Origin of the sequence: Psychrobacter sp. CCUG 69069 (genome assembly GCF_021023115.1) — a bacterium.
Taxonomy (GTDB): domain Bacteria; phylum Pseudomonadota; class Gammaproteobacteria; order Pseudomonadales; family Moraxellaceae; genus Psychrobacter; species Psychrobacter namhaensis.
Genome location: NZ_QQAI01000011.1, coordinates 1 through 12,141, shown reverse-complemented (window position 1 = coordinate 12,141; position 12,141 = coordinate 1). Strand labels below are relative to the sequence as shown.

General features: G+C 43.5%; 12 protein-coding genes and 1 rRNA gene. 4 read left to right on the top strand and 9 right to left on the bottom strand.

Annotation, left to right across the window (positions count from 1 at the left end):
• Nucleotides 1-106 precede the first annotated feature (106 nt).
• The gene (locus DVY93_RS08410; protein WP_198334384.1) at nt 107-694 is read right to left on the bottom strand and encodes a hypothetical protein; all 588 of its coding nucleotides are present in this window, start codon (nt 692-694) and stop codon (nt 107-109) included.
• A gap of 255 nt (nt 695-949) precedes the next feature.
• On the opposite strand from DVY93_RS08410, the gene argA reads away from it, so the two are divergent.
• Nucleotides 950-2,272, top strand: coding sequence for an amino-acid N-acetyltransferase (gene argA, locus DVY93_RS08405; protein ID WP_193006476.1), 1,323 nt, complete (start codon nt 950-952; stop codon nt 2,270-2,272).
• Nucleotides 2,273-2,420: 148 nt separating this feature from the next.
• Here argA and DVY93_RS08400 read toward each other — a convergent pair whose 3' ends face one another.
• Entirely contained in the window at nt 2,421-3,152 is a 732-nt protein-coding gene (locus DVY93_RS08400; protein ID WP_193006475.1) for an FKBP-type peptidyl-prolyl cis-trans isomerase, read from the bottom strand.
• 459 nt (nt 3,153-3,611) lie between these two features.
• Between DVY93_RS08400 and DVY93_RS08395 the strand changes: the two genes are divergently transcribed.
• Nucleotides 3,612-5,333: a mechanosensitive ion channel gene (locus DVY93_RS08395; RefSeq protein WP_230710268.1), complete on the top strand. Its 1,722-nt coding sequence runs from the start codon at nt 3,612-3,614 to the stop codon at nt 5,331-5,333.
• A gap of 254 nt (nt 5,334-5,587) precedes the next feature.
• On the opposite strand, the gene DVY93_RS08390 is transcribed toward DVY93_RS08395, so the two are convergent.
• Nucleotides 5,588-5,875 (bottom strand): hypothetical protein, encoded by a 288-nt coding sequence (locus tag DVY93_RS08390; RefSeq protein ID WP_230710266.1) that lies wholly within the window; start codon nt 5,873-5,875, stop codon nt 5,588-5,590.
• 258 nt (nt 5,876-6,133) lie between these two features.
• Here DVY93_RS08390 and DVY93_RS08385 point away from each other — a divergent pair, with 258 nt between their 5' ends.
• The gene (locus tag DVY93_RS08385) at nt 6,134-6,916 is read left to right on the top strand and encodes an SDR family NAD(P)-dependent oxidoreductase (protein WP_193006473.1); all 783 of its coding nucleotides are present in this window, start codon (nt 6,134-6,136) and stop codon (nt 6,914-6,916) included.
• A 176-nt stretch (nt 6,917-7,092) separates the two neighbouring features.
• On the opposite strand, the gene DVY93_RS08380 is transcribed toward DVY93_RS08385, so the two are convergent.
• From DVY93_RS08380 to DVY93_RS08370, 3 genes are all read right to left on the bottom strand, one after another.
• On the bottom strand, nt 7,093-7,788 hold the full coding sequence (locus DVY93_RS08380) for a lysophospholipid acyltransferase family protein (protein WP_230710264.1): 696 nt from the start codon (nt 7,786-7,788) through the stop codon (nt 7,093-7,095).
• A gap of 149 nt (nt 7,789-7,937) precedes the next feature.
• Nucleotides 7,938-9,824, bottom strand: a complete 1,887-nt coding sequence (gene parE, locus DVY93_RS08375; protein ID WP_230710262.1) for a DNA topoisomerase IV subunit B — start codon at nt 9,822-9,824, stop codon at nt 7,938-7,940.
• 133 nt (nt 9,825-9,957) lie between these two features.
• The gene (locus DVY93_RS08370) at nt 9,958-10,620 is read right to left on the bottom strand and encodes a YqiA/YcfP family alpha/beta fold hydrolase (protein WP_230710260.1); all 663 of its coding nucleotides are present in this window, start codon (nt 10,618-10,620) and stop codon (nt 9,958-9,960) included.
• A gap of 186 nt (nt 10,621-10,806) precedes the next feature.
• Here DVY93_RS08370 and DVY93_RS08365 point away from each other — a divergent pair, with 186 nt between their 5' ends.
• Nucleotides 10,807-11,067 carry a DUF1289 domain-containing protein gene (locus tag DVY93_RS08365; protein ID WP_230710258.1) on the top strand — a complete coding sequence of 87 codons (261 nt, stop codon included), beginning with the start codon at nt 10,807-10,809 and terminating at the stop codon, nt 11,065-11,067.
• 211 nt (nt 11,068-11,278) lie between these two features.
• On the opposite strand, the gene DVY93_RS08360 is transcribed toward DVY93_RS08365, so the two are convergent.
• The 3 genes from DVY93_RS08360 to rrf all read right to left on the bottom strand — a co-directional run bounded on the left by DVY93_RS08360 (nt 11,279) and on the right by rrf (nt 12,136).
• On the bottom strand, nt 11,279-11,518 hold the full coding sequence (locus tag DVY93_RS08360) for a hypothetical protein (protein ID WP_230710256.1): 240 nt from the start codon (nt 11,516-11,518) through the stop codon (nt 11,279-11,281).
• Between the two features lie 176 nt (nt 11,519-11,694).
• The gene (locus DVY93_RS08355; RefSeq protein WP_230710254.1) at nt 11,695-11,916 is read right to left on the bottom strand and encodes a hypothetical protein; all 222 of its coding nucleotides are present in this window, start codon (nt 11,914-11,916) and stop codon (nt 11,695-11,697) included.
• A 106-nt stretch (nt 11,917-12,022) separates the two neighbouring features.
• A 5S ribosomal RNA gene (gene rrf, locus DVY93_RS08350) occupies nt 12,023-12,136 on the bottom strand.
• Between the last annotated feature and the right edge of the window lie 5 nt (nt 12,137-12,141).

Below are 12,141 nucleotides of genomic sequence, written 5' to 3'. Positions count from 1 at the left end.
AAAAATCTCTAGATTTTGACGAAAAAAAAGCACCACAGTTTAAAGCTGTGGTGCTTTTTTGATTTTATCCATGACAATTAAGCAAAAAATTATATTAAACGTCTACTTACTTAACGCGCGCGCGATACTTAACCACGACTGTGTCATTGAGGCCCACACCTTCAAGATCCCAACGAACCGCTTTGTAATACTTCATTGCGACATCTTGTAGCTGATTATCAACCTTTGTACGTAGTGGCATACGCGCAAAATTGTTGCCATCGACACTGCCATATGGAAAATCAGGAGATACCGTCTTCAATAATTCTACTTGCTCAGGGATACTCATCGTCACTGTCATCTTACGGACTCGATCCGCATTGGTATTGGTAAAATACCCTTGATACTCTAAAACATTCCCTGATTGCAAGCGTGTGCTGGCATTTACAGGAACCAAAACTTCTTGACCATTTGCGTCCGTACTAATCAGTGACGCGGTAATTTTACTATTGACGGCTTGCGCACTTGAGTTACTGCTTTGATTGGCACTTGCCTGCATAGCCACTGACCCATCAACCGCTTGTTCTGGCGTCGGCAGCATTGCTGAAGCTTGCGTTACTACCATGGCACCGATGAGCGTACCAGCAACAACGTGAAACAAGCGATGGCCGCTCCAAGCACTAAATGGACTAGCAAATTGGTTATTCTTTTTCATGACTTTCATTATCCCTAGTTAATATATCGGTAAAACGCAGCTGGTAAAGCAATAGCGTTTAGCATAACAAAAAGCGTTTGTACGTACACTAACCCCGTGTAGAGGTTGTGTATATAGTCAATCCCTGATCAGCATTGATGAACACTATGAAATAAAAGATAGCTCATAACGGCGTTTTTTGCTATGGTAAATCTTTAGCGATAGGCATTTTTTTGCTGCGCCCTTTTTCTTTTTCTGACAATCACTGCTCCTATTATGACTACTAGCGCTATGCCACAAATCAACCCTGAATACGTCCATTGGTTTCGTAACTCCGCTCCCTACATTAATACCCATCGCGGCAAAACGTTCGTGATTATGTTTGGGGGAGAGGCGGTCAATCATCCTAACTTTAGCACTCTGATACACGATTTCGCTTTGTTACATAGCTTAGGTATCAAGCTCGTGTTGGTGCATGGGGCGCGACCGCAAATTGAGAATAATCTAAAAAATACCGGTATCGCCTCCCCACTACATCAAGACATTCGCATTACCCCAAGGGTCGCGATGCCCGCTATTTTACAAGCGGTAGGGGCGATTCGCTTGCAAATTGAAGCACAGCTGTCGATGGGACTGGCCAACTCCCCTATGTACGGCTCGCGCATCGATGCCATATCAGGGAATTTTGTCACCGCACGCCCTTATGGTATCCGTGATGGTGTCGATTACCAAATGACGGGGGAAGTACGCTCTATCGATGTGGAAGCCATCAAAAATAACCTTTTACACGACCATATCGTGATTTTAGGTTCAATGGGCTATTCAGCCACTGGTGAAGTCTTTAATTTACTGGCTGAAGATGTGGCGCTTAGCGCAGCCGTGGCACTGGGTGCTGATAAGCTCATATTTTTGGGTGAAGAGGCTGGCATCAATCACGACGACCGCCTGTTACGCGAAATGATTCCAAACGAAGTCGACCGCTTTTTACGTGATCGTGATTTAAACTGTGAGATTAACTACTTTTTAAGCTGCGCCAGTAATGCTTGCCGCCAAGGTGTTCATCGTACGCATATTATTTCCTATGCCAAAGATGGCGCGCTCCTAGAGGAGCTATTTACCCGTGATGGTTCTGGCACCCTTATTAGCCATGATCCTTATGAAGAAATTCGTCGTGCCAATATTGACGATGTGGTCGGGCTTATTGAGCTGTTATCACCTCTGGAAGAACAAGGCATTTTAGTCAGCCGCTCGCGTGAGCGCTTAGAGCAAGAGATTGATCACTATAGTGTCATTGAGCGTGATGGTATGATTTTAGGCTGTGCCGCCCTTTATCCCCTAGATGCAGACTCAGCAGAAGTGGCTTGTGTGGCCGTACATCCTGAGTATCGTAGCGGAAGCCGTGGCGCTGACTTATTAGCATTTTTAGAGCAACAAGCACGCAGTCATGGTCTGCATAAGTTATTTGTTTTGACCACTCGTACAGCCCATTGGTTCGTCGAACAAGGCTTTGCTGAAGTTGAGGCCAGCGCCCTACCGGAATCACGTCAAGAAAAATACCACAACGGTCGCAACTCCAAAGTATTCCAAAAAAATCTGTAACTAATGCCGAACTGACAACGCATTTATGAGCTACTACACTTTTTTAACAGACTGACAACACTCAAATGCAACCAGTTCATCCATAAAAAAGCCTTCATAGTCGCTATGAAGGCTTTTTATTCTCTAGCAATGCTTAGCTAATAATGCATTATTTTACGTCTAATAGCTCAACCGTAAAGATGAGCGTGCTATTTGGCTCAATACCTGCGTTACCCGCTTCGCCATAAGCGATGTCTGATGGGATATAAAACTCGTATTTACCGCCCTCTTTCATCAACTGAAGCCCTTCCGTCCAGCCAGCGATGACTTGATTTAATGGGAACTCAATTGGCTCACCACGCTCATAAGAGCTATCAAATACCGTACCATCAATCAATTTACCTTCGTAGTTTACTTCGACCACGTCAGTGGCTTTTGGTGATTGACCCGTACCAGCTTCGATGACTTTATACTGTAAACCAGAAGCCGTTTCTGTTACGCCCTCTTTCTTAGCGTTTTCGGCTAAGAAGGCTGCGCCCTTGGTTTTGTTTTCTGCCGCTTTTGATTCCATATCTTTAACAAACTTCTCTTCTTGCTCTTTTTGATACGTCATCAATACTTCTTGCATCTGCTCTTGCGTCAACGCGGATTCGTTACCTTCGTAACCATCACGGAAGCCTTGTTCAAAAGTGTCAAGGTTTAGATCACCGACCGCTTCTTTATTCCCTTCAGCCATCATATAACCCAAACTATAACCTACTTTTTCATTTGCTGAGCTTTGTTCGGTGATAGAAACGCTTTGAGCGGCTGTCTCTTGGTTGCCGTTATTGGTGCTACAACCCGTGATCAATAACATAGCACTCGCAAGTGCACTAACGCTTAAAGTAGTGATTTTTTTCATAAAGTACTCTCAAATTGTAAGAATAGTGGCGAGATGTCACATGCTTCTATCATAACAAATCTTAGTTTTAGGAGCCATATTTGGGATGAAATTATCGGGCGAATGTACAGTCTATGTAAATATACCTCATCATAATAACAAGTTATCACACAAATACAGTCTCACGTTAAGCTTTCTATCTTTAAAACCAGCAATACATAAGCTAAGCTGAATAAGTTAAGGTGATAAGTAATTGAGCGTAAATTTTTATCATGGTTATTTAGAGTTTGGTATTAACGCTATCAAGATGAGGCAAACCGATACTTTTGATAAGACTATATCCTCAAAAATTGTAATATCGCCGCCTAACTTAATTAAAAAATTACTATTTATTATAATCATCTATATATTGGTTCCGCTCACTAATAGCTATCTGCATATTTTTTAGCGGCTTTTATATGATGCTTCAAGGAGGATAAGATGAACCCAACGTATACATCGTTCAATGGTTATTTGGGTGGACCTATTGGTTCTATTATCGGCGCTATTTTAATTTTTATCATCGGTTGGTTGGTGGCCCTTGGCATCGCAGCTCTGGTCCGCGGAGTGTTAGCCAAAGTTAACTTAAACCAACGTATGAACTCGTCAACAGGTAAAACCTACGATCTTGAGGGGATTATCTCTAAGATTGTTTTTTGGTTTATTTTTATCATCGCGATCTCTGGGGCACTTAGCCAATTGAATTTAAACTCTATTTCGGCACCATTTGCAAATATGGTCAACCAAGTATTGGCGTTTATTCCTAACCTGATCGGTGCTATCGCCATTGGTGTGATTGGTTGGGTGGTGGCGACAGTTGCCCGCACAGCGATCAATGCAGCCCTAGCCAAAACGTCAATGGATGAGCGTTTGAGTGCGCGAGCTGGCGTAAAACCAATGAGCAGCACGATTGCTGATATGGTTTATTGGTTTATCTTATTGGTGGTTTTGACCATGGTACTTGGCCAGTTAGAGCTTGATGGTTTATTTGCTCCATTGACGAATATGGTGGATAAAATCTTTAGCTTTATTCCTAACATTATCATTGCTGGTGTGGTTTTCGTGGTCGGTTATATCATTGCGAAAGTCGTACGCGGCATTGTGACCAACCTTGTTTCTACTTTTAATGTACAAGAACTTGCGTCAAAAGCAGGCTTGAGCGAACAGAATAGCCTACCAAATATTGCGGGTTCATTAGCATTTTTAGTGATTATCATCCCAACTATTATTGCAGCACTAAACGCTCTGAAAATCGAAGTCATTGCTCGTCCGGCGACGAACATGCTAAACAAAATCATGGAAGCGCTACCAAACATCTTTATGGCAGCGGCTATCCTAGTGGTCACTTTCTACGTCGTACGTATGGTCGCTAACATTGTCAAAGGTCTAATCGAAAATACCGAGGTTAATCAGCTGCCAGCCAAGGTTGGCCTGCAAGAAACCATGGGTAACCAGAAAATCTCTGACCTCGTTGCCTATGCAATTATCTTCTTTGCCATGTTGTTTGCTGCTATCGCCGCCGCTGATCTATTAGGGTTTGAAGCTATCTCAGCCATCATCACGATGTTTATCGCTTTTGGTGCCAATATCATCTTAGGCGCCATCATTCTATTTATTGGCTTTTGGCTTGCCAATATCATTGCTGGAGTCGTTGAGCGTTCTGAGCAAGGCTCACAGTTTCTAGCCAATATCGTACGTGTATTGATCATGGGCTTGGTACTTGCGATGGGTCTCAAGGCGATGGGTATCGCTGATTCGATCGTTAATCTAGCATTTGGTCTGACACTAGGCGCTGTCGCTGTCGCCTTTGCACTATCATTTGGTCTTGGCGGTCAAGAAGCAGCCGCCCGCTTCCTACGCAAGATGCAGGATAAGGTAGAAGAAGAACGCACTGGTCTTAAAGTAAAAACCACGCGTCACACTAAGACCACATCAGACACTGCAGATAAAGTTGCTGATTCAGTTCGTGAAAACACGCCGACTGCATCAAGTACACCAACAACGACAAGCACGTCAACGACTGACTTGCGTACGGATGTAGTGGACACACCTCACGTTAATACTGATGACATTCACAACGATAACGTGGATGACAACAATACAATCAATAATGACAAATTACTGCCTGGAAGCGGTCTTAACGACGACTTCAATAATAAGTAGTTATTCATTATTCTTTAGTCTAAAATACAAAAAAGACAGCTTAAGCTGTCTTTTTTTATGGAAATAGAGGTCTTAAATCTTTGATCATTTTACTGATGAGTGGCCTCTAAAAAAACCACTTTGCTACAACTAAGACTCGCCTTTACGAGCAGGAATAGATAGCCTTTACGAGCAGGAATAGATAAGGGTAGCCGCACTTGAGACAATTTACTGGATTGTTTGCTTTTTACAAACGTTTGACCTGTTCTCGCCGTTTACGACGCTATTTGCTGTTTAAGTCGCTGCACGTGTTTAGTAAGCTGACGCTCGCGTTGGGTCATCGCAGCAACTGGTTGGGTCCACAGGTCGATGTCGATAAAGGTGTCGTTAGCCTCGGTGATAAAATCAATACCAAGGACGATGACGTGATGAGGCTCAGCTATCGGTAGTCGGGTGGCAACATCCTGCGCGATCTTTGCCCAGTTCAGCTGAATGACTTTTTTTACCCTGTTGTCCTTACCTATTGCCTTATCATCGAATGCCTCTATTATCTTGTGTGGCACATTGCTAATGATGAGATAAAATCCCTATTATGAGCACGGCAGATATATTTTGGCCACGAAAATTTAAGCTACATAAGCGCTATCAGACACAGTCGCTTTCATAGCAATGAATTGTTATGATGATATCAAAGCAATATAGCTTGTACGTAGGTCTTACAGTTATAGACTGCGCTCACGTACTCCTTGTAAGCTGTCCATCACAGGTACGTGTATTAAGACTATTTAATGACCCTCATATAATAACAAGGATTGAACATTATGAAACGCTTTAAAGAAAAAACGGTTATCGTCACAGGTGCAGGCTCAGGTATTGGCCGGGCAACCGCCATTCGCTTTGCTCAAGAAGGCGCCAGCGTTGTTTTAGTAGGCCGCACGCCTGAAACCTTACAAGCCACCGCTCAAGAGTTTCCGGAAGATCATTCTTGGATTCACACTGACAACTATCTGACCGTGACGTGTGACATTAGCGTACAAAGCCAAGTACAAGAGATGGTCCAGGCTGTGATAGATAAGTTTGAAAAGATCGATATTTTGGTCAACAATGCGGGCAAAGCCACGCAAGGAAAAATAACAGACCTATCTGCTGAGGACTGGAAATCCGCCATTGATGTCAATTTAAATGGGACTTTTTATGTCTCACAAGCTGTCATGCCGCATCTAATAGCAACTAAAGGCAATATTGTGAATGTCTCATCACTATCAGGGGTGGGCGGTGATTGGAACATGGCCGCTTACAATGCCGCCAAAGCTGGAGTGACCAATTTAACGCGCACTCTCGCCTTAGACCATGGACCGGATGGCGTTCGTGTCAATGCCGTCAACCCAAGCGTGACTAAAACAAACATGACGACTGCCATTCAAGACAATGAGGCGAAACAGGATAAATTCTTTGCCCGCTCTGCCCTTGGTCGTCTGGCAACGCCCGAAGATATTGCCGCCGCGATTACTTTTTTAGCGAGTGATGATGCGGCTATGATTACAGGCGTTAACTTGCCTGTTGATGGCGGTGTCAGTGCCTCTAATGGTCAGCCAAATTTTTAGCATCTCTGATATTTTGAATGGATAAATATTTAACCCATGTAACCTGACAGTAACCCCCCCCTGATATGTACTATCAGGAGGGGTTTTGGTTATTAAGCTCAGTTATTAAAGATCAGTCATTAAAGATCCGTGATAAACGTTTAGCCAAATAAGTGTCAGTAACTCTGCCACAACCCTTATTCAGCCGCGTTATTGATATCCTGTAACGGCTGCGATAAGCGCTCAGGATGTCTTGGTACTACCCCCTTATACTGAGCATAGATTTTTGGCAAATCAGCGTCGATATCGCCACTAGGATAGACCGGCGACATAAAACGCACCTCTTTGGTCTTATAGTCCATGGCCACGGGTAGAATTGGGACACCCGCGCCTAACGCTAAATAATAAAAACCTGTCTTCCAAGTTTCAGTGTATTGACGAGTACCCTCTGGCGCCAACCCTAAAAACAGAGGTTCGCCAGTTTTGAACTTATCAATACTGGCTTGCAGCACTGAACCTTTATTACCCCGATCAATAGGAATGACCCCTATCCAGTTTAACAGCTGCGCAAACACCGGCACTTTAAATAGCGTATGCTTAGCCATGATGCTGATGTTTACATCTAAGGCAAACAAGCTTGGAATCGCGTAAATTCCATCGACATTAGACGTGTGGGGCAGCGCCAGTACCACGGCCTGCGGAATATTAGGTATCTCACCCACATTGCGCCAGCCCGCCATTTTTAGCAGCATTGCTGCAATAACTGGCGTAAATTTACCGCCTCGTTTTGGGACTAAGTTACCCAGCTGTTTTTTGCTGAGCTTCGGCAGTATTTTAGAGCGTTTAGGCTGCGAAACAACCGTTTTAGAACCCTTAAAAAAACTTGATGTCATGACGGCACCGTATAATAAAAGATGCCTACATAATAGCATTAAGCGTCTGTTACCACGTTGAATTTTATCAGCTTTTATTACTTGCCAGCTTACGCATTTATCAACTGCTATAAATGGAAATCTAACAGCGAAAAGACTAATAAAGCTTTCTAAGGGATATTGGCCAAATTACCTTTATTCTCAAGCCATGACTTACGATCAGTCGCGCGTTTTTTTGCCAACAGCATGTCCATAATACTATTGGTCAGCACCATGTCGTCCATATCTAGCTGAACTAAGCGCCGAGTATCACGGTTCATCGTGGTTTCACGTAGCTGCTCTGCACTCATCTCCCCAAGCCCTTTAAAGCGGGTAATTTGAGCTTTTTTATTCCCAGGAACATTTTCTAAAATATGTTCCAGCTCAGGCTCATCTAACGCATAATGCACCTCTTTACCCACATCCACTCGATATAATGGCGGCATGGCGACAAATAAGTGACCGGCATCGACCAGTGCTGGGAAATGTTTGACGAATAACGCGCAAATCAGTGTGGCAATATGCAAGCCATCAGAGTCGGCATCCGCCAAGATACATACTTTGTCATAGCGCAGCTCGGACAAGTCGTCAGAGGCGGGATCGACACCGATCGCAATCGCGATGTCATGAATCTCTTGGCTCGAGAGTACCGTGTCTGATGACACCTCCCACGTATTAAGAATCTTCCCACGCAACGGTAGTATTGCTTGATAATGGCGGTCACGGGCTTGTTTGGCTGAGCCGCCCGCCGAGTCACCTTCTACTAAGAACAGCTCAGCACCATCGCGTAGATCCCCGCGACAATCTGCTAATTTGCCCGGTAAGGCAGGACCCTGTGTGATTTTTTTACGCGCGACTTTTTTGGCCGATTTGAGACGACGGCCAGCTTTATTAATCGCCAGCTCGGCAATTTGAGCACCCATATCAGCATGCTGGTTAAGCCATAAGCTAAAAGCATCTTTTGCCAGCGTCTGTACCGCGCCAGCCGCTTCACGACTCGACAAACGCTCTTTGGTTTGTCCAGAAAACTGCGGCTCAGAAAACTTAAGCGACAAGATATAGTTGACCCCATCCCAGACATCTTCTGCCGTCAGCTTCACACTACGAGGCAATAAGTTATGGATGTCACAAAATTCACGGAGTGCTTCTAAAATACCTGTGCGCAAGCCATTAACATGCGTGCCACCTTGAGCGGTCGGAATCAGGTTCACATAGCTCTCTTGAATGGGTGTGCCACCATCCGGCAACCAAGATAGCGCAAAGGTAATACCCGCACGCGCGCCATTTTTGGCTTCATGGTTATAATAAAATGGGGCTTCGGGCAAGGTTTCAAGACCATCAAGTTGCTCGTTTAAATATTCAACCACGCCATCCGTAAACTGCCAAACCACCTTTTCATCATTAATATCATCAGTGAACTCAATCGTGAGACCCGCGGCTAAAACTGCTTTAGCCTTTAAATTATGCTTGAGTTGTTTGACATTAAACTTAGGCGTGTCAAAGAAGCTGCCATCCGCCCAAAAATGCACTCTAGTACCACGTTTACGCTTATTTGAGCTAATGGTTTCAGTAAGAGGTGTCACTGCTGCACCGTTTTCAAACGCCATCTCAAACTGCGTACTATCGCGCCATACTGTTACTTCAACACGTGTGGATAGCGCATTGACAACCGAGATACCCACGCCATGTAGACCGCCTGACACCTCATAGTTAGAGGTTGAAAACTTCCCACCCGCATGCAAGCGGGTCAAAATCAGCTCAATCCCTGATTGACCAAATTCAGGGTGAATATCGGTCGGCATACCGCGACCATCATCTTCAACTGACAACGAGCCATCACTATGCAGCTGAACCTTGATGGTTTTTGCATAGCCCGCCAATGCTTCATCCACCGAATTATCAATGACCTCTTGCGCCAAATGATTGGGCCGTGTGGTGTCAGTGTACATACCGGGGCGACGACGAACTGGCTCAAGTCCTTCTAAAACTTCTAATGATTGCGCATTATATTGACTCACAAATGCATCCTTAATTGTTCACGTGCGTTTAATTCTATTGAACCATTATAACGAAAAACAGCGACATTAACGTTAATAGTCAGTCGCTCACGTCATATAATGTCGTCTATTTAACGGTTTACTCAAGCTTGGATTAATCGGCTAATTGTTGTAACAGTTTAATGACCATCGGTAATTGCTCATGAAAGTCACTAAATCGATGATCGCCCCCTGCTTGCACCGTCACTGCTGCTCCTTGGGTTTGGTAAAAGCTTTTAGACAATTCAGCATTTAATAGCTCATCGCCTGCTTTAATCAGGACAGCGACCTTGCTAGGATAGTTTACTGCCGATAACGGATGATTGGCAAACCACTGTAGATCCGCGTTGGTAATATCCCAGCCGCCTGCCGTTGAATGGATAATATGATCGTCGGACGATGTATCTTTGCCACTATCAGCAGATACGGCTTCATTGGCAAATCGTTGTAGGGTAACGTGTGGCTGAGTACTCGGGTTTAATAAAAGCGCCGGACAGCCGGTATGATTACTGACTAGCGTAGAAAAATAACCACCTAATGAACTACCTACTAATACCGTATTTGCCGCTCCAAACTGCGCGCTTTTAATACGCTCGCTTTTATTATTGGCACTTTCTATTAAGAACAGTATGTGATTAAAAACGTGGTCAGGCGATTGATTCAGATCAGGGCGTAATACATTGATATCAGGATGGTACTGCTGACAGTATTTTTCTAACAGCCTCCCTTTAGTAGAATTGGCATCGCTGTCCAATCCATGAATATAAATTATGTTCATGTCTCATCTCACTTATTAGTTTTGTTATGATTATCTTATATTGGCTAGTAAAGCTCAGCATAGCACCCGCCCAGTAAACATAGTAACAATAAAACGGCACACTATTATTCAGTATTTGCGACATAATGGGCTATGACAATAGTTTGCGCCAATCAAAGGAATGATAGCAATAGCGATGGAGCTACCATGAATCAACAGTTTGAGCTGTTCGACATTGACAACCCTTGTATCGGTGTCTGTCAAAGCAACAAAAAAGGCTATTGCTTTGGTTGCCTGCGCAGTCGAACTGAGCGCCAACAGTGGCTGAGTATGAGTACAGAGCAGCAACGCGAGGTATTACGGCTTATCGTAGGACGTAAACAACGTATCGAGCAAATGAGACAACGCAAAGGTGAGCAGTTGGGATTTGATTTTGAGGAAGAGTTTGAGATGGGTGAGTTGTTTTGAAGGATTAATTTTATGATATAAAAGCAGACAATCATATCAACTACGACTCGAACAACTTTTTCCGAGTTGTTCAAGCTCTATAATTTAGTCACTATGAAGGACTTTAATATAAATTTATTTTGAGCCATAACGCCTTGCTCAGTTGTGGAAAAGCAGTTGACTAAAACAATAAAAAAGTTAACTATTTTTTTGAGACATTTACTATATATATTTACTTCGAATCAGGTAGTTCTTGTGCCTTTTCTTTCAAGATTTTTTCAACTTGACTTTTGAATGAGTTCAATTGCAAATGAAATTGAGAATTCGACGCAATCTGTCCCATTTCAAATGCAAACTCACTCTGATTATCAGCTACAGAATGATGCATCCCTCTAACTATTGTAATAGGATATATATCATCAGATCGTTTAAGCTGAAAAACCTCTTTTGAAAAATTTACTTCTTCACTCACAATGTGAACCTCGTTATACCCTGTTTTTTCTTTTGGTTTCAACAGACTACCTATAGCTGAGAATGGAAGGTTATCATTTTTAACGTATCCAATATACTCCTTTAATTTAATTGGTCTCTCTAGAAACTGATTTAAAGAAGTTTCTAAATCTTTGAGAACTTCTTCGTTATCTCTACTTATAAAGGACTAGTCACTAAACTATAAAGAGTACGTACGCCATTAATATAATTGCCCATCCGCATGTTTTCATTCGCAGTGTGCTGATTATTGTCGGCATTTACTAGCGGCACAATGTCGAATGGCACTTGTAGGGCGTCCACAATCTCCGCTGTTGGCACAGTGCCGCCCATCATGCGAATACGTATTGGCGCAGGCTTTGCGCCAAACGCTTCTACCATCGTCTGATATGCCCATTTACCGACAGGTGCATCTGAGCTTTAGGAAATAACACACAAAGAAAAGCCCCTTGATACGTTAGTATCAAGGGGCAAATCAGGAATAGAGAGCTGACGATGACCTACTCTCACATGGGCGAACCACACTACCATTGGCGCTACGATGTTTCACTTCTGAGTTCGGGAAGGGATCAGGTGGTGCCATCGTGCTATTGTCGTCAGCAAAGG

Bases quoted from the DNA above. Each gene is read 5' to 3' on its own strand.
- DVY93_RS08410 (WP_198334384.1), bottom strand. From the start codon at position 694: ATGAAAAAGAATAACCAATTTGCTAGTCCATTTAGTGCTTGGAGCGGC.
- argA (WP_193006476.1), top strand. From the start codon at position 950: ATGACTACTAGCGCTATGCCACAAATCAACCCTGAATACGTCCATTGG.
- DVY93_RS08400 (WP_193006475.1), bottom strand. From the start codon at position 3,152: ATGAAAAAAATCACTACTTTAAGCGTTAGTGCACTTGCGAGTGCTATG.
- DVY93_RS08395 (WP_230710268.1), top strand. From the start codon at position 3,612: ATGAACCCAACGTATACATCGTTCAATGGTTATTTGGGTGGACCTATT.
- DVY93_RS08385 (WP_193006473.1), top strand. From the start codon at position 6,134: ATGAAACGCTTTAAAGAAAAAACGGTTATCGTCACAGGTGCAGGCTCA.
- DVY93_RS08380 (WP_230710264.1), bottom strand. From the start codon at position 7,788: ATGACATCAAGTTTTTTTAAGGGTTCTAAAACGGTTGTTTCGCAGCCT.
- DVY93_RS08370 (WP_230710260.1), bottom strand. From the start codon at position 10,620: ATGAACATAATTTATATTCATGGATTGGACAGCGATGCCAATTCTACT.
- DVY93_RS08365 (WP_230710258.1), top strand. From the start codon at position 10,807: ATGAATCAACAGTTTGAGCTGTTCGACATTGACAACCCTTGTATCGGT.
- DVY93_RS08355 (WP_230710254.1), bottom strand. From the start codon at position 11,916: ATGGTAGAAGCGTTTGGCGCAAAGCCTGCGCCAATACGTATTCGCATG.